Annotated in this window: 19 protein-coding genes and 1 riboswitch; of the genes, 10 read left to right on the forward strand and 9 right to left on the reverse strand. The window is 53.5% G+C overall.

The window, feature by feature from the left end; all coding sequences use genetic code 11:
• The first annotated feature begins 448 nt into the window (after positions 1-448).
• Entirely contained in the window at positions 449-2,038 is a 1,590-nt protein-coding gene (gene purH / locus NNO02_RS19020; protein WP_271450407.1) for a bifunctional phosphoribosylaminoimidazolecarboxamide formyltransferase/IMP cyclohydrolase, read from the forward strand.
• Between the two features lie 15 nt (positions 2,039-2,053).
• A complete protein-coding gene (purD, locus tag NNO02_RS19025) occupies positions 2,054-3,343 on the forward strand; it encodes a phosphoribosylamine--glycine ligase (protein ID WP_271455492.1) in 1,290 nt (429 codons plus the stop codon).
• Here purD and zraR read toward each other — a convergent pair.
• Together zraR and zraS are read right to left on the reverse strand one after the other, a co-directional pair.
• Entirely contained in the window at positions 3,340-4,665 is a 1,326-nt protein-coding gene (gene zraR, locus NNO02_RS19030) for a sigma-54-dependent response regulator transcription factor ZraR (RefSeq protein WP_271455493.1), read from the reverse strand. The genes purD and zraR overlap by 4 nt on opposite strands.
• Positions 4,666-4,670: 5 nt before the next feature.
• A complete protein-coding gene (gene zraS, locus NNO02_RS19035; protein ID WP_271455494.1) occupies positions 4,671-6,056 on the reverse strand; it encodes a two-component system sensor histidine kinase ZraS in 1,386 nt (461 codons plus the stop codon).
• Between the two features lie 264 nt (positions 6,057-6,320).
• Here zraS and zraP point away from each other — a divergent pair, with 264 nt between their 5' ends.
• Positions 6,321-6,758: a zinc resistance sensor/chaperone ZraP gene (gene zraP, locus NNO02_RS19040; RefSeq protein ID WP_271442071.1), complete on the forward strand. Its 438-nt coding sequence runs from the start codon at positions 6,321-6,323 to the stop codon at positions 6,756-6,758.
• Positions 6,759-6,833: 75 nt separating this feature from the next.
• On the opposite strand, the gene NNO02_RS19045 is transcribed toward zraP, so the two are convergent.
• The 6 genes from NNO02_RS19045 to nudC all read right to left on the reverse strand — a co-directional run bounded on the left by NNO02_RS19045 (position 6,834) and on the right by nudC (position 11,201).
• Complete coding sequence (locus tag NNO02_RS19045) at positions 6,834-7,529, reverse strand: DUF1481 domain-containing protein (protein ID WP_271455498.1); 696 nt, start codon at positions 7,527-7,529, stop codon at positions 6,834-6,836.
• 11 nt (positions 7,530-7,540) lie between these two features.
• A complete protein-coding gene (gene hupA, locus NNO02_RS19050; RefSeq protein WP_001044509.1) occupies positions 7,541-7,813 on the reverse strand; it encodes a nucleoid-associated protein HU-alpha in 273 nt (90 codons plus the stop codon).
• A gap of 186 nt (positions 7,814-7,999) precedes the next feature.
• Entirely contained in the window at positions 8,000-8,590 is a 591-nt protein-coding gene (locus NNO02_RS19055) for a YjaG family protein (protein WP_003842015.1), read from the reverse strand.
• A 33-nt stretch (positions 8,591-8,623) separates the two neighbouring features.
• Complete coding sequence (gene nfi / locus NNO02_RS19060; RefSeq protein WP_271450403.1) at positions 8,624-9,304, reverse strand: deoxyribonuclease V; 681 nt, start codon at positions 9,302-9,304, stop codon at positions 8,624-8,626.
• A gap of 9 nt (positions 9,305-9,313) precedes the next feature.
• On the reverse strand, positions 9,314-10,378 hold the full coding sequence (gene hemE / locus NNO02_RS19065; RefSeq protein WP_271442063.1) for a uroporphyrinogen decarboxylase: 1,065 nt from the start codon (positions 10,376-10,378) through the stop codon (positions 9,314-9,316).
• Positions 10,379-10,427: 49 nt separating this feature from the next.
• Complete coding sequence (gene nudC, locus NNO02_RS19070) at positions 10,428-11,201, reverse strand: NAD(+) diphosphatase (protein WP_271455495.1); 774 nt, start codon at positions 11,199-11,201, stop codon at positions 10,428-10,430.
• Between the two features lie 96 nt (positions 11,202-11,297).
• Between nudC and rsd the strand changes: the two genes are divergently transcribed.
• The 7 genes from rsd (at position 11,298) to thiH (ending at position 17,411) form a co-directional block, all read left to right on the forward strand.
• On the forward strand, positions 11,298-11,786 hold the full coding sequence (gene rsd / locus NNO02_RS19075) for a sigma D regulator (RefSeq protein ID WP_271450400.1): 489 nt from the start codon (positions 11,298-11,300) through the stop codon (positions 11,784-11,786).
• Between the two features lie 50 nt (positions 11,787-11,836).
• Positions 11,837-11,959: riboswitch (TPP riboswitch) on the forward strand.
• 84 nt (positions 11,960-12,043) lie between these two features.
• Positions 12,044-13,942, forward strand: coding sequence for a phosphomethylpyrimidine synthase ThiC (gene thiC, locus NNO02_RS19080; RefSeq protein WP_271442061.1), 1,899 nt, complete (start codon positions 12,044-12,046; stop codon positions 13,940-13,942).
• Positions 13,942-14,577, forward strand: coding sequence for a thiamine phosphate synthase (gene thiE / locus NNO02_RS19085; protein ID WP_271455496.1), 636 nt, complete (start codon positions 13,942-13,944; stop codon positions 14,575-14,577). The genes thiC and thiE overlap by 1 nt, the downstream gene beginning before the upstream one ends.
• Complete coding sequence (gene thiF / locus NNO02_RS19090) at positions 14,570-15,328, forward strand: thiazole biosynthesis adenylyltransferase ThiF (protein WP_271442059.1); 759 nt, start codon at positions 14,570-14,572, stop codon at positions 15,326-15,328. The genes thiE and thiF overlap by 8 nt, the downstream gene beginning before the upstream one ends.
• The gene (gene thiS, locus NNO02_RS19095) at positions 15,309-15,509 is read left to right on the forward strand and encodes a sulfur carrier protein ThiS (RefSeq protein WP_202037215.1); all 201 of its coding nucleotides are present in this window, start codon (positions 15,309-15,311) and stop codon (positions 15,507-15,509) included. Before thiF ends, thiS begins: the two co-directional genes overlap by 20 nt.
• 1 nt (position 15,510) lies before the next feature.
• Positions 15,511-16,281, forward strand: coding sequence for a thiazole synthase (thiG, locus tag NNO02_RS19100; protein WP_271442058.1), 771 nt, complete (start codon positions 15,511-15,513; stop codon positions 16,279-16,281).
• Entirely contained in the window at positions 16,278-17,411 is a 1,134-nt protein-coding gene (thiH, locus tag NNO02_RS19105) for a 2-iminoacetate synthase ThiH (protein ID WP_271455497.1), read from the forward strand. Before thiG ends, thiH begins: the two co-directional genes overlap by 4 nt.
• 119 nt (positions 17,412-17,530) lie before the next feature.
• Here thiH and cspE read toward each other — a convergent pair whose 3' ends face one another.
• Positions 17,531-17,743, reverse strand: a complete 213-nt coding sequence (cspE, locus tag NNO02_RS19110; protein ID WP_271442056.1) for a transcription antiterminator/RNA stability regulator CspE — start codon at positions 17,741-17,743, stop codon at positions 17,531-17,533.
• Positions 17,744-18,604: the final 861 nt, after the last annotated feature.

Below are 18,604 nucleotides of genomic sequence, written 5' to 3' on the forward strand. Positions count from 1 at the left end.
GGCGTATATTACGCTTTCCTCTTTCAGAGTCAACCCTGAATTTCAGGATTTTTCTCTTCAACCGGACCGGCTGTTTGTGTGAAGTGATTCACATCCGCCGTGTCGATGGAGGCGCATTATAGGGAGTTTCCCTCAGCCCGCAACCCTTAAATGACAGAAAAATGACTGACTGCTGCATTCCACAGCAAAAGCCTACCTTATACCCATTTACACACAGAGTTATCCACAAACCGCCCCCTCCTTTCTGCGATCATCTCTCTGCCAAAGCGGCGTTATATAGGAAGAAGCAGGGGTCTGAATCGAAAATTAAAAATTCGCGAGCGTTGCGCAAACGTTTTCGTTACAATGCCACCGCACAACAAGGATGCCCCGTAAGGGGCGTTAGCTGAGTTTTTACGCAAGAATTCACCTAACGCTCTCTGTAATAGTCAAATCCAGGGGATTTACCATGCAACAACGTCGTCCAGTCCGCCGCGCTCTGCTCAGTGTTTCTGACAAGGCCGGTATCATCGAATTCGCTCAGGCACTTTCCGCACGTGGTGTGGAGCTGCTTTCTACAGGTGGCACCGCACGCCTGTTAGCAGAGAAAGGTCTGCCAGTGACCGAAGTTTCCGATTACACCGGTTTCCCGGAAATGATGGATGGACGCGTAAAGACCCTGCATCCAAAAGTACACGGTGGCATCCTCGGTCGTCGCGGCCAGGACGATGCCATTATGGAACAGCACCACATTGCCCCTATCGATATGGTTGTCGTTAACCTGTATCCGTTCGCCGAGACCGTTGCCCGTGAAGGCTGCTCGCTGGAAGATGCAGTAGAGAACATCGATATCGGCGGCCCGACCATGGTGCGCTCCGCAGCCAAGAACCATAAAGATGTTGCCATCGTGGTGAAGAGCAGCGACTACGACGCCATTATTAAAGAGATGGATGCCAACGAAGGCTCTCTGACCCTCGACACCCGCTTCGATCTGGCGATTAAAGCTTTCGAACACACCGCCGCCTACGACAGCATGATTGCCAACTACTTCGGCAGCATGGTTCCGGCTTACCACGGCGAAAGCAAAGAAGCCGCCGGTCGCTTCCCGCGTACGCTGAACCTGAACTTCATTAAGAAGCAGGATATGCGCTACGGAGAGAACAGCCACCAGCAGGCAGCCTTCTATATAGAAGAGAACGTCAAAGAAGCGTCAGTGGCAACGGCGCAGCAGGTACAGGGCAAAGCGCTCTCCTATAACAACATCGCTGATACCGATGCCGCCCTGGAATGTGTGAAAGAGTTCAGCGAACCGGCCTGCGTGATCGTCAAACACGCTAACCCATGCGGCGTGGCGGTAAGCACCTCTATTCTTGATGCCTATGATCGCGCCTACAAAACAGACCCGACCTCCGCGTTCGGCGGCATCATTGCCTTTAACCGCGAGCTGGATGCTGAAACTGCGCAGGCCATCATCTCCCGCCAGTTCGTGGAAGTGATCATCGCCCCATCCGCAACCGAAGAAGCGCTGAAAATCACGGCGGCTAAGCAGAACGTTCGCGTCCTGACCTGCGGCCAGTGGGCACAGCGCGTGCCGGGCCTCGACTTCAAACGCGTGAACGGCGGCCTGCTGGTGCAGGATCGCGACTTAGGTATGGTGACCGAAGGTGACCTGCGCGTGGTGTCCAAACGCCAGCCGACCGAGCAGGAACTGCGCGATGCGCTGTTCTGCTGGAAGGTGGCGAAGTTCGTGAAATCCAACGCCATTGTCTATGCCAAAGAGAACATGACCATCGGGATAGGCGCAGGCCAGATGAGCCGCGTTTACTCCGCCAAAATCGCAGGGATTAAAGCCGGTGATGAAGGTCTGGAAGTGAAAGGTTCCGCCATGGCTTCCGACGCCTTCTTCCCGTTCCGCGACGGTATTGATGCCGCAGCTGCCGTTGGCGTGAGCTGCGTTATCCAGCCAGGTGGTTCTATCCGCGATGACGAAGTGATTGCCGCTGCCGATGAACATGGCATCGCGATGATCTTCACCGACATGCGCCACTTCCGCCATTAATTCACGGAGCAGACGATGAAAGTATTAGTCATTGGTAACGGTGGGCGCGAGCACGCCCTGGCGTGGAAAGCGGCTCAGTCTCCACAGGTTTCCACCGTCTTTGTCGCACCGGGTAATGCCGGAACCGCACTGGAGCCTGCACTACAAAACGTGGCCATCAGTGTGACCGATATTCCGGCGCTGCTGAGCTTTGCCCAAAACGAGAAGATCGATCTGACTATTGTCGGCCCGGAAGCACCGCTGGTGATAGGCGTGGTTGACGCCTTCCGCGCCGCAGATCTTAAGATCTTCGGCCCAACCGAAGGTGCAGCACAACTGGAAGGTTCTAAAGCCTTCACCAAAGATTTCCTTGCTCGTCATAACATCCCGACGGCGGAGTATCAGAACTTCACCGAGATCGAACCCGCGCTGGCCTATCTGCGTGAGAAAGGCGCGCCGATTGTGATTAAGGCCGACGGCCTGGCAGCCGGTAAAGGCGTTATCGTCGCGATGACTCTCGAAGAAGCAGAAGCCGCCGTACACGATATGCTGGCGGGTAACGCCTTTGGCGACGCGGGCCACCGCATTGTTATCGAAGAGTTCCTCGACGGTGAAGAAGCGAGCTTTATCGTGATGGTCGACGGTGAGCACGTGCTGCCGATGGCCACCAGCCAGGACCACAAACGCGTAGGTAACGGCGATATCGGCCCGAACACCGGCGGTATGGGGGCTTACTCACCAGCACCGGTGGTAACTGATGAAGTGCATCAGCGCACCATGGAACGCATTATTTGGCCAACGGTAAAAGGTATGGCGGCGGAAGGGAATACCTACACAGGTTTCCTGTATGCGGGTCTGATGATCGACAAACAGGGTAATCCAAAGGTTATCGAGTTCAACTGCCGCTTCGGCGATCCGGAAACCCAGCCGATCATGCTGCGCATGAAATCGGATCTGGTCGATCTGTGCCTCGCAGCCTGTGACGGCAAACTGGATGAGAAAACCTCCGAGTGGGATGAGCGTGCTTCTTTGGGCGTGGTCATTGCCGCGGGCGGTTATCCTGGCAACTACCACACGGGTGATGAGATCCACGGTTTGCCGTTAGAAGAAATCGAAGGCGCTAAAGTATTCCATGCGGGTACGAAATTGTCAGATGACGATCGCGTGCTGACCAACGGCGGTCGCGTACTGTGCGCCACCGCATTGGGGCATACCGTTGCCGAAGCACAGAAACGCGCTTATGCCTTAATGACCGATATCCGCTGGGATGGCAGCTTTAGCCGTAACGACATCGGCTGGCGCGCCATTGAACGCGAGAAGCGCTAACGCGAAATTTTCGCCAGCAGCGTTTTGCGAGTAATACCTAACTGACGGGCGGCTTCTGTTTTGTTGCCGCCCGTTTTTTCCAGCGCCGCCAGGATCACCTCTTTTTCAACATCCACCAGCGGTTGGATCTCACCACTGAACTCTGCTTTTATCGGTGTTGCTGCGATTGCCATCGGCAGCTCACGCTCAGAGATATATTCCCCCGTCAGCAACACTACCGCCCGTTCAATCGCATTTTCCAGCTCGCGAATGTTCCCCGGCCAGTCGTAGTGAATCAGCAGATCCATCGCCTGTGGCGTAAAGCCTTTCACCGCTTTGCGGTTACGTTCGGCAAAGCGCTGGAGAAAATACTCAGCCAGCAGCGGAATATCTTCCCGACGCTGGCGTAAGGCAGGCATTTCAATGGTGACGACGTTCAGGCGATAGTAGAGATCCTGACGAAAGCGCCCGGCGCTGACTTCTTCCGCAAGGCAGCGATGCGTGGCGGCAATCAGCCGAACATCAACTGCAATAGTCTGGTTGCTGCCAACACGCTGAACTTCCCGCTCCTGAATCGCTCGCAGCAGGCGAACTTGCATCAACGGTGAGATATCGCCAATCTCATCAAGAAATAACGTGCCGCCATCGGCTTCAACAAAGCGCCCTTCCCGGCGTTTATCCGCACCGGTAAAAGCACCTTTCTCATGACCAAACAGCTCGGACTCCAGCAGCGACTCATTCAGCGCCGCGCAGTTGAGCGTCACCAGCGGTTTCTCACTGCGTGCGCTGCTGGCATGCAGTGCCCGAGCCACCAGCTCTTTGCCCGTGCCAGAGTCTCCATGAATCAGCACCGTCGCATCCGAGGGCGCAACCATCGCTATCTCATTGAGCAACTTCTGCATCGCCGGACTGTTGCCAATCATGCCAAACTGCGCAGCCGTTGCCGACGGCAGTTCCGCACCGCTTTCCCGCGTATGTGCCAATGCCTTTTCCAGCGTGTCCTGCAGACGGTCAAAATCCAGCGGTTTGATTAAGTAATCCAGCGCACCGGTTTTCAGTGCTTCTACGGCGGTCTCCACACTGGAGAAAGCCGTCATAATCAACACTGGAATAGCTGGGTTCAGCGCCTTGATCTCTTTGAGCGTCTCGATGCCGTCCATCTCCGCCATGCGCACATCGCATAGCACTAGATCGAAAACATGTTCACGCACCTGCTCCAGCGCCGCGCACCCGCTATAGGCCAGCGCGACCTCATAACCCCAGCCACGTAGCAGCGCCTGTAAAATAGTGCAGTGGCTGATATCGTCATCCACCACCAGAATATCGATTTTTCCGCGCGTCATCCTTGTTAATCCTGTTGTTTCGGTTTCGTCGGCAGCCAGAGAGTAAAGACCGCTCCCTTGCCTTCAACGCTTGCCACCTGAATGGTTCCACCATGCTGTTCGATAATGTTCTGCACAACCGCCAACCCCAGCCCCGTACCATCGGCTTTGGTCGTAAAGTAAGGTGTAAATATCGCCTCCAGCTGCTCAGGTGCAATCCCCTTTCCGCTATCGGCAACCACAATTTTAACGCGTTCGGCGCTGCTTTCACTCGCTTCAACCGTAATCGTGCCCTGGTGGCCAATAGCATGAATGGCGTTCAGATACAGGTTCAGCAGAACCTGCGTTAGCCGGTCAGGATCGGCCTGAATGGTTGGTAGTGCAGGATTTACCGTAAACCGTAACTGAATTTCCCGACTTTGAGCATCCTGACTTACCAGATGCAATGAGTGAGTGATGACTTCATTGAGATCCACTTTCTGGAGCGCGAGGTGCGCGGGTTTCACCAGTTCAAGGAGTTCGCTCACCACCCGATTTAAGCGGTCTGCCTCTTTCGCCATCACCTGTGCCAGCTCGTGCGACTCGCCTCCTGCTGGGGTTCGTTCGGCAAAATACTTCGCTAAGCCTTTGATCGATGAAAGCGGATTGCGAATCTCATGTGCAACCCCGGCCGCCAGATGCCCAAGCGCCATCAGTTTTTCTTTCCGCTTCATCGCATCCTGCAATTCCTTGTACGAACGCTGATAGCGCTGGTACCAGAAAAATGTAAGTACAGTTGCCAGCAGTACAGCCGCCAGCGCAGAGAGGACAATCAGCGTGTTACGCCACTCTCTTGCCTGCGTCGCCGCCAGATCACTGGCATCAAAAGCGATAAAAATGGTTTGTGAAGGCGTAGTCATCTGTCCGCTATTGCTGGCACAACGCGCCATGCCATGTCGCCCAGGACCATACATCGGCTGAAACTGGCGATAAATTTCCAGTGCCGGCGTTGTTTCACTGCCGTCCGCAGGTACATCAATGCGCCGCCAGCGTTCTTGTTCCTCTGGATTTAACTGCCGCAGGACATCCGGTGTATAGAGTGACTTTCCAACCATCGCAGAATTACTGTGAGCCATGATCACACCATGCTCATCCACAACAGCAAACCATAATACGCCCGGCTGCACGGCCATTTCCTCCAACAGCGTCTGCTGCTGAGCATGGTGCATGCGCATACCCATGCCCACACGCGTACCGGACTCCAGGGCACGAATCAGCACACTCCCTTTTTCCAGCAGCGTTTGCCGGGCAGCGTCACTTTCGCGGCCATAATCCCGAATGGTCATGATAGAAAACCAGCCAACTAAAATCAGGATTGCCGCCAGCAAGAATCTGCTCAGCCACTTTGCCGCCGTGTCTTTATACAGACGCATATGCACTTCCTTTCCCACCGTGTCCTTTCTTCGTTTCAGGTATACAGCAGAAATCATGCCATTTTTTACCCCTGATAACCCTGCCCTCGGACACAAACCGCTGAAAGTCAGCGGGTAAAAATGACCCGCTGGTTACGCTCGGGCGAGTCATTTTTACTCACTTTGCACCAGGCACACCACGCGTGATGCCTGCAGAACGGGGGTCTCCAGTCTGGCACGGAAGATGCAACAAGGAATGTAAGATAACCAACAGGAGAACGAATGATGAAACGGAATAATAAACTGGCGCTGATTGTACTCTCGCTGATTGCTCTGGGTTCTACCCCGGCGCTGGCACAACATCACTGGGGGTATGGTGATGGTATGCAGCAACGTGGCGGTACGCCTATGACCACCGAACAACAGGCTACCGCGCAGAAAATCTATGATGATTACTACTCACAAACCAGCGCATTGCGCCAACAGCTGACCTCCAAACGCTATGAATACAACGCGTTGCTAACAGCCAGTTCGCCAGACACGGCAAAAATTAATGCGGTAGCAAAAGAGATGGAGTCGTTGAATCAATCGCTGGATGAGCAGCGCGTTAAGCGCGATGTCGCAATGGCACAGGCGGGTATACCTCGTGGAGCCGGAATGGGCTACGGCGGATGCGGTGGCAACTATCGCGGCGGTGGTCATATGGGGATGGGGCACTGGTAAAGGACTTAGTGCCTGATGGCGCTATGCTAATCAGGCCTACAGATGGATAAGGCGCATTTGCGTCATCATCCGGCGTTAAAATGTTTTCTCTTTCGGCTGCCAGTGACAAAAATCCTCATTGGCAACCAGCAGCAACTGTGACCCTTCGGGCGCTTCCAGCCATGCCACGCTCACATCGACTGACGAGCGGCTCTGGCGGCGCTCAATATGGTTTATCGCCCACGAATCTAAATCGGGCTTAATGGTCTCGCCTTCACACGTAGTCACCGTGCGTTCGGCGCCATGCCAGCGTCCCTGATGTAAGATCACCCGTCCCTGACGCAGCGCATCGCTGGTCTTGCGGATTTGATCGGCACGATAGCGGTACAACGCAATTTGATCGCTGGAAAGCTGCTGCTTTTGTCCGGCAACTTCACGTTGCATGAAACTCAGTTCGCCGCGGTCATCAAAGCGGATGCGAATATGTTCCGGCGGTTTACTGTAAACATTAAGTTCTATCAGAGAGAGCGTATCTCCCTGCCAGCGGTATTCACTGGTGGTAGTGTCGCCGTTACGCCACGGACTCAATACCGAGAGCAAGTGAACATCGTCACTGGAATCTTTACGCCAGACACGCACCGCCCCCTGCTCGCCAACATAACCGCTGGCCGTGAACGGAGGAAGCTCGGAATGGCGACTACAGGCCGACAGCAACAGCACACCTGAAAGCCAGAGCGTATGACGCCAGATGGACAAAAGGGGCGAAACCGCCCCTTCGTTAAAACTGTTCACTGCCACGCGAATTACTTAACCGCGTCTTTCAGTGCTTTACCAGAAACAAATGCCGGTACGTTAGCTGCGGCGATTTTGATTTCTTTACCGGTCTGCGGGTTGCGGCCAGTGCGCTCAGCACGGTGGTTCACTTTGAAGGTACCGAAACCAACCAGTTGTACAGCATCGCCTTCTTTCAGAGACTCAGTAATAGCAGCCAGAGTGGATTCCAGAGCAGCTTTAGCCTGTGTTTTAGACAGTTCTGCTTTGTCTGCAATTACATCAATCAGTTGAGTCTTGTTCATAAGTTATCCTTACAATGTGTTTATCGCTTGCTAAGCATCGAGTGCGACGGAAATGCCAGAAAAGCACTCTCCTGCATACACGCACCGATAGCCACTTTTTTTCGCCCCCCAAATGTAGACCAGACGGGGGGCGGATGGGAAGCCTTCAGGCACGACAAATCAGGCGTTAAATCACGTTTTGTTGTGTCATTGCTGAAAATTTATACCAATATTGCTCTCGCCAGCCTCGCGCAGGTCTGCTCGCAGCCCTTTTATCAGCTCAATATCGCGTTCTTCACAGTCAGCCAAAAGTCGGAATATTTCCCACTGGATATCCCATTCTTGCTCAACGGCAGGGTTTTCTTTTAGCTCTTCATCGGTCATTTCGCGACCGGCCTGGGTCATTTCCAGCATCGCTACTGTGGTAATTGAAGCCTTACTGACTTCAATGGCGTGTTCCAGCGTTTCACCGCTAAGACGTGAATGCATCAGTTCGCTTAATGCCACGCAGGCATCAATCGCAGGATAAACACCATACAGATCGTAATCATCTGCCGACGGGATAGCCTCTTCAAACTTTTCCAGTTGGCTGTCGAAATTGATTTTGGCATCTTTAACCGTCAGCGCTTCCCAAATCAAATCCAGGATTCGACGATAAATCTGGCCATCACCAAATTCAGTTTGCTTGCAAAACATCGCGTAGTTGGGATACATGCGCTCGCACAGGCAGGCCATAAACGTAACGTGCTGCCAGCTTTCCAGCTTCTCCAGACGCAAGTGAATCGGGTTTTGTAACATGATGAGTTCTCAAATACGGAAATTAGCGGCAGTTTACCCGATATGGGCCGTTTTTGCTGCAAGCCGCGTAAAAGCCGGGCGTTCAGATGCTACGGCATCCGCCCAGCGTGTTGGTTCTGGCAGACGATAGCCGTTCATACAGCGCTGCACCCACGCCAGGGCACTGTCCATGCTCACGCGGTGACCCGTAGAGATAAACAACGGATTACAGCGTGCTTTGCTGCGCCAGACCCAGGCCAACTGCTCGCCTTTATCCAGCAGCGGCGCTAATGCACCGGGTTCGGCGGCGAGAGGTTCAAACTTGCCGCACAGCCTTTTTTTCGCCACACCAATCGTCGGGACATCCACCAGCAGACCAAAATGACTGGCGACGCCCAGGCGGCGAGGATGAGAAATGCCGTGTCCATCGACAAACAGCAGGTCCGGCTTTTGTGACAGCTGTTGCCAGGCGGCCATCAGCGCGGGAGTTTCTCGAAAGGAGAGAAAGCCGGGAATATACGGCATGGTGGTAGCAATACGCGCCACTTTGTATTCAACCAGCTCCAGCGTGGGATATTTCAGCAGGACCATCGCAGCCCGCGTCACTTCACCGCCCTGCTCAAACCCGACATCCGCTCCACCGATCAGAACCGGCGGATTGATTTCAAGGCGATCCTCTCGGGAAACCGAAGAGGCCAGCTCAAGCTGCTGCGCACGAAGCGACGCGAGATCCATATCGGTTCCTTAGCGGTGGTACTGCGCCGACAACCGATGTACCGCCTCTACGAAGACACCCGCATGTTCCGGCGGCACGTCCTGGTGAATACCGTGACCCAGGTTAAAGACATGACCTTCGCCCTGACCGAATCCAGCCAGAATCGTTGCCACTTCTTCTTCGATACGCGCCGGTGGCGCATACAACATCGACGGGTCCATATTGCCCTGCAGTGCCACCTTATGGCCTACGCGGCGACGCGCGTCAGCAATGTCAGTTGTCCAGTCAAGACCCAGCGCATCACAGCCGGTTTCCGCCATCGCTTCCAACCACTGACCGCCACCTTTGGTAAACAGCGTCACGGGGACACGGCGACCGTCGTTTTCACGAAGCAGCCCGTCGACAATTTTATGCATGTAATACAAAGAGAACTGCTGATAGTCGCGCCCGGTCAGCACGCCGCCCCAGGTATCGAAAATCATCACCGACTGCGCACCCGCTTTAATCTGCGCGTTAAGGTACAGGGTGACGCTTTTCGCCAGCTTATCAAGCAACAGATGTAGCGCTTTTGGATCGGCATACATCATCTTTTTAATCACGGTAAACGCTTTGCTACTGCCACCTTCAACCATATAGGTCGCCAGCGTCCACGGGCTGCCGGAGAAGCCGATCAGCGGCACTTCACCTTTCAGCTCACGCCGAATGGTACGCACTGCGTTCATGACGTAGCCCAGCTCATCTTCCGGGTCTGGAACGGGCAGTTTTTCCACATCAGCCTTACTGGTGACAGGAGAGGTAAAACGTGGGCCTTCCCCAGCTTCAAAATAGAGCCCAAGCCCCATTGCATCCGGGATAGTCAGAATGTCCGAAAAGAGGATCGCTGCATCGAGCGGATAGCGGCGCAGCGGCTGCAGCGTCACTTCACAGGCCAGCTCGGCGTTTTTGCACAGCGCCATGAAGTCGCCCGCCTCGGCACGAGTGGCTTTGTACTCCGGCAAATAGCGGCCCGCCTGGCGCATCATCCATACCGGAGTCACATCAACGGGCTGGCGCAGCAGCGTACGCAGGTAACGATCGTTCTTCAGTTCGGTCATTTTTATCTTCCTTTTAGCGTCAGACCGTCAGTGTATCATTACTCGTTCTTTACTCGTACTCAGCCCGACACATCGCCACGGTATCTTCGATCAGCCGGCGCGCGACGGTACCCGGCGGCGGTAAGAGCGGTAAATCGTCGTAGCGATACCAATTCGCTTCCAGCAGCTCTTTCGGATCGATAACAATCTCACCACTATCATACTCTGCCATAAATGCGGTCATCAAAGATTGCGGGAACGGCCAGGGTTGGGAAGTGACATAGCGCAGTTTTTTCACCTTAATGCCGCTCTCTTCCATCACTTCACGCGCCACCGCCTGTTCTAAGGTTTCCCCAACTTCAACAAAACCCGCCAGCACGGTATGCACGCCATTACGATGGCGAACATGCTGAGCAAGCAGGATGGTGTCATCACGGCGAATAGCGACAATAATGCAGGGGGCTATTTGCGGGTAGTAGCGTTCGCGACAATGACCACACAACATCGCCCACTCCGTTTTACTCGGGTGCATGGGGTGGCCACAGTAGCCGCAGAATTTATGCGAGCGGTAGAATTCAGCCAGTTGCACGCCACGTCCGGCCAGTTGAAACAGGCCCACATCCTGGTCGATAACCTGGCGCACTGAACCCATATCATGCCGACGCGGCTGCTGCACCAACCAGACAGTATCCCCTTCCCATTCGCCTATTGGCAGGGCGCGCTGCCCGACTAAATCAAAACGGGTTGCGTCGCCGTAAGGTAGCTCGCCATGAGGTAACCACAACTTTTGCTCATGACTGACAATCCACCAGCCGCTATCTAATTTTTCAATTATACGATCCATATCTCTTGCGCAACCTTTGCTTCACAGGCATGTTGTTTACATTATCTTTACATTTACGGGTGAGCAGTTTTTTAACACCATCTTGCGGAGTCAATCATGCTAAACCAGCTGGAAAGCCTGACGGAACACGTCAGAGGAAGTAATAAACTGGTTGATCGCTGGCTACATGTACGTAAGCACCTGCTCGTGGCTTACTACAATCTGGTTGGCATTAAGCCTGGCAAAGAATCGTACATGCGACTCAATGAAAAAGCGCTGGATGATTTTTGTCAAAGCCTGGTCGATTACCTCTCCACCGGACACTTCAGTATTTATGAACGTATTCTCCATAAATTGGAAGGAAACGGGCAGCTTTTAAAAGCCACTAAAATTTGGCCACTGCTGGAAGCCAATACACAGCAGATTATGGACTACTACGATTCCAGCCTGGAAACAGCCATCGATCATGATAACTTCCTTGAATTTCAAAGCGTGTTATCGGATCTCGGCGAAGCACTGGAAGCACGATTCGTGCTGGAAGATAAGCTGATTATGCTGGTATTTGACGCCATGCACGACAGCGACGCGCTCAAACGTCATGCTTGAGATTTGCGGCATTAACGCGTAGTTTACATTCATTACCTCTTTACTGAGGTTACTTCTTGTCGGAGTGCTTATTTTCCACAACAGCATGAGTGGAAAAGGCTGAGACCGTTAATTCGGGATCCGCGGAACCTGATCAGGTTAAAACCTGCGAAGGGAACAAGAGTCAATCTGCAATAGGCATCGCCCCCGGGCGAGCTTCTCTCTTGCTTCATCCGTCGTCTGACAAGCCATATCCTTACTTTTATTTGGAATGAGCTATGTCTGCCACTACTAAACCATCACGCCGCGAACAGCGCGCTCAAGCCCAACACTTTATCGATACCCTGGAAGGGACCGCCTTTCCTAACTCAAAACGCATCTATATCACCGGTTCGCAGCCGGATATCCGCATCCCGATGCGCGAAATTCAGCTTAGCCCAACGCTAACTGGCGGCACGAAAGACAATCCTCAATTTGAAGAGAATGAAGCCGTTCCGGTTTACGACACCTCCGGTCCGTATGGCGACCCTGACGTGGCAATTAACGTACAACAGGGTCTGGCAAAACTACGCCAGGCGTGGATTACGGCGCGCAATGATAGCGAAGAGTTAGATGACCGCAGCTCGGCTTACACTAAAGAGCGCCTGGCCGATGATGGCCTTGATGAACTGCGTTTTACGGGTCTGCTGACGCCAAAACGTGCCAAGGCTGGTAAGCGTGTGACCCAGCTACACTATGCTCGCCAGGGGATCGTTACCCCAGAGATGGAGTTTATCGCCATCCGCGAAAACATGGGCCGTGAGCGTATTCGCAGTGAAGTATTACGCCACCAGCATCCGGGGATGAACTTTGGTGCACGCCTGCCAGAAAACATCACGCCGGAATTCGTGCGTGACGAGGTCGCTGCCGGGCGTGCCATTATTCCAGCCAACATCAACCACCCAGAATCAGAACCGATGATTATCGGTCGTAATTTCCTGGTGAAGGTGAACGCCAACATCGGTAACTCGGCAGTGACCTCCTCCATTGAAGAGGAAGTGGAAAAACTAGTGTGGTCCACCCGCTGGGGCGCGGATACCGTGATGGACCTGTCGACCGGCCGCTATATCCATGAAACCCGCGAGTGGATCCTGCGTAACAGCCCGGTGCCAATTGGTACTGTACCGATCTACCAGGCGCTGGAAAAGGTCAACGGGATCGCCGAAGATCTCACCTGGGAAGCCTTCCGCGATACGCTGCTGGAGCAGGCTGAACAGGGCGTTGACTATTTCACCATTCATGCAGGCGTACTGCTGCGCTATGTGCCGATGACCGCCAAGCGTTTGACCGGTATTGTCTCGCGCGGTGGTTCTATTATGGCGAAGTGGTGCCTCTCCCATCACAAAGAGAACTTTCTGTTTGAGCACTTCCGCGAGATCTGTGAAATCTGCGCCGCCTATGACGTTTCTCTGTCGCTGGGCGACGGCCTGCGTCCAGGCTCGATTCAGGATGCCAACGACGAAGCACAGTTCTCTGAGCTACATACGCTGGGTGAACTGACCAAAATAGCCTGGGAATATGACGTGCAGGTGATGATTGAAGGCCCAGGTCATGTGCCAATGCATATGATCCAGCGCAACATGACCGAAGAGCTGGAACACTGCCACGAAGCACCGTTCTATACCTTAGGGCCGCTAACCACCGATATTGCGCCAGGCTATGACCACTTCACGTCAGGCATTGGTGCGGCGATGATTGGCTGGTTTGGCTGTGCCATGCTCTGCTACGTAACGCCAAAAGAACACCTTGGTCTGCCCAATAAAGAAGATGTGAAACAGGGTCTTATCACCTATAAGATTGCCGCGCATGCTGCTGATTTGGCCAAAGGGCATCCGGGTGCGCAGATCCGTGATAACGCTATGTCAAAAGCACGTTTCGAATTCCGTTGGGAAGACCAGTTTAATCTGGCGCTCGACCCGTTCACTGCTCGCGCTTACCACGACGAAACCCTGCCGCAGGAGTCCGGGAAAGTAGCTCACTTCTGCTCCATGTGCGGGCCGAAGTTCTGTTCGATGAAAATCAGCCAGGAAGTGCGCGACTACGCCGCTGCACAGACGATTGAAGTCGGGATGGCGGATATGTCGGAGAACTTCCGCGCCAAAGGCGGTGAAATCTATCTCAAAAAAGAGGAGGCGTAATGTACCAGCCTGATTTTCCCTCCGTGCCATTCCGCCTCGGGCTTTACCCGGTCGTAGATAGCGTCGAGTGGATTGAGCGTCTGCTGGGGGCAGGCGTGCGTACTATCCAGTTGCGTATCAAAGACAAACATGATGAAGAGGTCGAAGAAGACGTTGTTGCCGCTATCGCGCTGGGGCGTCGTTATGATGCTCGCCTGTTTATCAACGATTACTGGCGACTGGCTGTTAAACACAACGCGTATGGGGTACATCTGGGGCAGGAAGACCTCGAAACCACCGACCTGAAAGCGATTCAGGCGGCGGGATTGCGCCTTGGTGTTTCGACTCACGATGATATGGAGATTGATGTGGCGCTGGCGGCTCACCCTTCTTATATCGCGCTGGGTCATGTCTTCCCCACGCAAACCAAGCAGATGCCTTCAGCCCCACAGGGTCTGGCACAACTGGCACATCATATTGAGCGGCTGGCTGATTACCCTACCGTCGCGATTGGTGGCATCAGCCTTGAGCGCGCGCCTGCGGTACTGGGTACCGGCGTCGGCAGCATTGCTGTCGTCAGCGCCATCACCCAGGCAACGGACTGGCACGATGCCACGACACAGTTGTTGGCGATTGCAGGAGCGGGCGATGAATGACCGCGACTTTATGCGCTATAGCCGGCAGATCCTGCTTGGCGATATCGCGATTGAAGGCCAGCAAAAGCTGATCGACAGCCATGTGCTGATTGTGGGGTTAGGTGGGCTAGGTTCGCCTGCCGCACTGTATCTGGCAGGTGCGGGCGTCGGCAAGCTGACGCTGGTCGACGATGACGATATTCATCTGAGTAATCTGCAGCGCCAGATCCTGTTTACCACGGATGATATCGCCCGCGCCAAATCACAAGTCGCACAGCAGCGGCTTACCCGCCTCAACCCGGATATCGACGTGGTAGCGCTCCAGCAACGCCTGCAAGGTGATGCGCTCAGACATGCTGTAGCACGTGCCGACGTGGTGCTCGACTGTACTGACAACATGGCAACCCGCCAGCAGATTAACGCCGCCTGCGTGGCGCTCAATACACCACTCATTACCGCCAGTGCCGTCGGTTTCGGCGGCCAATTAATGGTGCTGACTCCGCCCTGGGAACAGGGGTGTTACCGCTGCCTGTGGCCGGATGATGCGGAGCCAGAGCGCAACTGCCGCACTGCAGGCATTGTGGGCCCGGTCGTCGGGGTAATGGGAACCTTGCAGGCTCTGGAAGCAATCAAATTACTCAGCGGAATTGAAACCCCAGCCGGAGAGTTGCGTCTGTTTGATGGCAAAACCAGCCAGTGGCGTAGCCTGGCGCTGCGCCGTGCCAGCGGTTGCCCGGTCTGTGGAGGGCAACATGCAGATTCAGTTCAATGATGAGCCAATGCAGTGCGCCGAGGGGCAAACCATCAGCGAACTGCTGACACAGCTTAATCAGCATAAACCGGGAATGGCGCTGGCACTAAACCAGCAGATCCTGCCACGTGAGCAGTGGCAACAGCAAATCGTGCAGGAAGGCGACCAGATCCTGCTTTTTCAGGTCATTGCAGGGGGTTGATATGTTACGTATTGCCGACAAAACGTTTGATTCACATCTGTTTACTGGCACCGGGAAATTCGCCTCATCACAGCTGATGGTCGATGCCATTCGCGCCTCCGGTAGCCAGTTGGTGACGCTGGCAATGAAGCGGGTCGATTTACGCCAGCACAACGACGCGATTCTGACACCGCTTATCGAAGCCGGCGTCACACTTCTGCCTAACACTTCAGGGGCCAAAACGGCAGAAGAAGCTATCTTTGCCGCCCAACTGGCACGTGAAGCGCTAGGGACACGCTGGCTGAAGCTGGAAATCCACCCTGACGCACGCTGGCTACTGCCGGACCCTATCGAAACCCTGAAAGCCGCCGAAGCACTGGTAAAGCAGGGCTTTGTGGTACTGCCCTACTGCAGCGCGGACCCGGTACTGTGTAAACGGCTGGAGGAGGTTGGTTGTGCTGCGGTGATGCCGCTCGGCGCGCCCATCGGTTCTAATCAGGGGCTGGAAACCCGCGCGATGCTGGAGATTATTATCCAGCAGGCGACCGTTCCGGTAGTGGTTGATGCAGGCATCGGTGTTCCGAGCCACGCTACGCAGGCGCTGGAGATGGGGGCCGATGCGGTGCTGGTCAACACAGCCATTGCCGTGGCTGACGATCCGGTGATGATGGCAACCGCCTTCCGTCTGGCCGTTGAAGCTGGCTTGCTGGCACGCCAGGCGGTACCAGGAAGCAAAAGTTCGCAGGCAAGTCCCACCAGCCCGTTAACCGGATTTCTGGAGGCCTTCTCATGAAAACTTTCGCCGATCGCTGGCGACAACTGGACTGGGACGACATCCGCCTGCGCATCCACAGTAAAACCGCTGCAGATGTGGAACGGGCTATCAATGCCTCGCAACTCACACGCGATGACTTGATGGCCTTGCTCTCCCCTGCCGCCGCCGCCTATCTGGAGCCGCTGGCGCAGCGGGCGCAGAAACTTACTCGCCAGCGCTTTGGCAACACCGTCAGTTTTTACGTCCCGCTGTATCTCTCTAATCTGTGTGCCAATGACTGTACCTACTGCGGCTTCTCTATGAGTAACCGTATTAAGCGCAAAACACTGGACGAAGATGAGATTAGCCGGGAGTGCGCGGCCATCCGCGAGCTGGGTTTCGAGCACCTCCTGTTGGTCACTGGCGAACATCAGGCCAAAGTCGGTATGGATTACTTTCGTCGCCATTTACCCGCTATTCGCCGCCAGTTCGCCTCATTACAGATGGAAGTACAGCCGCTGTCAGAGGCTGAATATGCGGAACTGAAGGCGCTGGGACTGGATGGAGTAATGGTGTATCAGGAGAGCTACCATGAAGCGGTTTATGCCCGGCACCATCTGAAAGGGAAAAAACAGGATTTCTTCTGGAGGCTGGACACGCCAGACAGACTAGGGCGCGCTGGCATCGATAAAATCGGCCTGGGAGCGTTGATTGGTTTGTCCGATAGCTGGCGGGTTGATTGTTATATGGTCGCCGAGCATTTGCTGTGGATGCAGCAACATTACTGGCAGAGTCGTTACTCCATCTCCTTCCCGAGACTACGTCCGTGTACCGGAGGTGTAGAGCCAGCGTCAATTATGGATGAACGCCAGTTGGTGCAAACCATTTGTGCATTTCGCTTGCTGTCGCCGGAAATTGAACTGTCGCTTTCCACCCGTGAGTCTCCGTGGTTCCGTGACCATGTGATCCCACTGGCGATCAACAACGTCAGTGCTTTCTCGAAAACGCAACCCGGTGGGTATGCTGATAACCATCCTGAACTGGAACAGTTCTCTCCGCACGACGATCGTCGCCCGGAAACTGTCGCTGATGCATTGATTGCACAGGGATTACAACCCGTGTGGAAAGACTGGGACAGCTATCTGGGAAGGACGTCTCAGGTGTCGTAAATCTGAGGAGACCGCATAAACGAAAAAACCCGCTTACGCGGGTTTTTTATTCACTGACACTTATCTGCTCAGGCTCTGGCCTTCATCGCTATCGCAAGTGCTCGTGGGATTATCGGCAATTACAGCGCGATAACGTTAACAGCAGACGGACCTTTAGCGCCGTTCTCAACAGAGAATTCCACTTTTTGACCTTCGTCTAAGGTTTTAAAATCGTTGCTCTGGATGGCTGAAAAATGCACAAATACATCTTTGCCACCGTCCTGAGGAGTGATAAAGCCAAAGCCTTTCTCAGGGTTAAACCATTTTACTAAACCAGTCATTTTGTTAGACATAGATACTTCCTTTCATGTTTTGAGCCGCTTATGCAGCGAAGATGGCCTGTTTTGCAGAAATTAACTTATGGGGCACTTAGGAGGAGGCTCACGATGAAGAGTATCTGAGGATAACGCTTGAACTGAGAACTGCTTTACTAAAACTGCTTACATAAGGTCTGTGTTCCAAACCGATGCCATTATAGTAGACTTGCTTCTAATCATTATGCAAGCATTAATTTATTTAATATCCATCAACAGATGAAATGTTGAGCCAGTGCGTCTGTGCGGAAAGGTAACGTATTGATGTATAAATAATAAAAGCCCTGACCGTTGCAGCCAGGGCTTTAAGTTACTACAAACTTCAGATTTAACATTAATAGACTTAACAATTTTGTACTGCTGTTGATACTACATTTTAAATGTACACGTTTATCACAGATAATATTGGATGCTGATACTAACTAACACTTTCCTCTATTTATCGTTAAATAAACCCAGCCAACTTGATAATAAAACTCAAGAATGGCGACCTAAACAAGTACACTTCCCCTTGCGACATATACTCTTTGATGCGTGGCCTTACTTCCCTTGCAAGCTCTTATAAAAGAAACCTGCCAACATTAACTATTAAATCATGGCCTTACATCGTCGCACTTTCTTTACTACTTTGCGATTAGATAAATCAACTACAGAGCCTGAAAACATTGTCGATGTGCAAAGATAATAACTTCAGCATCGACTACCCCATACAACAGAATATTTCGTGGCCCTTATCGCAACCCCCTATCAAACGCTACTAACACTTACTAATTTAACAGCAAATGACTATTTCTCCGCTGTTAAGTATTAACATACGGGTTTAAAAAACAGTGTCAATAC

The sequence above is a fragment of the Citrobacter sp. Awk 2 genome (assembly GCF_028069815.1).
GTDB lineage: Bacteria > Pseudomonadota > Gammaproteobacteria > Enterobacterales > Enterobacteriaceae > Citrobacter.

Bases quoted from the DNA above. Each gene is read 5' to 3' on its own strand.
- zraR (WP_271455493.1), bottom strand. From the start codon at position 4,665: ATGACGCGCGGAAAAATCGATATTCTGGTGGTGGATGACGATATCAGC.
- zraP (WP_271442071.1), top strand. From the start codon at position 6,321: ATGAAACGGAATAATAAACTGGCGCTGATTGTACTCTCGCTGATTGCT.
- nfi (WP_271450403.1), bottom strand. From the start codon at position 9,304: ATGGATCTCGCGTCGCTTCGTGCGCAGCAGCTTGAGCTGGCCTCTTCG.
- thiG (WP_271442058.1), top strand. From the start codon at position 15,511: ATGTTACGTATTGCCGACAAAACGTTTGATTCACATCTGTTTACTGGC.
- purD (WP_271455492.1), top strand. From the start codon at position 2,054: ATGAAAGTATTAGTCATTGGTAACGGTGGGCGCGAGCACGCCCTGGCG.
- thiS (WP_202037215.1), top strand. From the start codon at position 15,309: ATGCAGATTCAGTTCAATGATGAGCCAATGCAGTGCGCCGAGGGGCAA.
- NNO02_RS19055 (WP_003842015.1), bottom strand. From the start codon at position 8,590: ATGTTACAAAACCCGATTCACTTGCGTCTGGAGAAGCTGGAAAGCTGG.
- hupA (WP_001044509.1), bottom strand. From the start codon at position 7,813: ATGAACAAGACTCAACTGATTGATGTAATTGCAGACAAAGCAGAACTG.
- thiF (WP_271442059.1), top strand. From the start codon at position 14,570: ATGAATGACCGCGACTTTATGCGCTATAGCCGGCAGATCCTGCTTGGC.
- hemE (WP_271442063.1), bottom strand. From the start codon at position 10,378: ATGACCGAACTGAAGAACGATCGTTACCTGCGTACGCTGCTGCGCCAG.
- purH (WP_271450407.1), top strand. From the start codon at position 449: ATGCAACAACGTCGTCCAGTCCGCCGCGCTCTGCTCAGTGTTTCTGAC.
- thiC (WP_271442061.1), top strand. From the start codon at position 12,044: ATGTCTGCCACTACTAAACCATCACGCCGCGAACAGCGCGCTCAAGCC.
- thiH (WP_271455497.1), top strand. From the start codon at position 16,278: ATGAAAACTTTCGCCGATCGCTGGCGACAACTGGACTGGGACGACATC.
- zraS (WP_271455494.1), bottom strand. From the start codon at position 6,056: ATGCGTCTGTATAAAGACACGGCGGCAAAGTGGCTGAGCAGATTCTTG.
- rsd (WP_271450400.1), top strand. From the start codon at position 11,298: ATGCTAAACCAGCTGGAAAGCCTGACGGAACACGTCAGAGGAAGTAAT.
- cspE (WP_271442056.1), bottom strand. From the start codon at position 17,743: ATGTCTAACAAAATGACTGGTTTAGTAAAATGGTTTAACCCTGAGAAA.
- nudC (WP_271455495.1), bottom strand. From the start codon at position 11,201: ATGGATCGTATAATTGAAAAATTAGATAGCGGCTGGTGGATTGTCAGT.
- thiE (WP_271455496.1), top strand. From the start codon at position 13,942: ATGTACCAGCCTGATTTTCCCTCCGTGCCATTCCGCCTCGGGCTTTAC.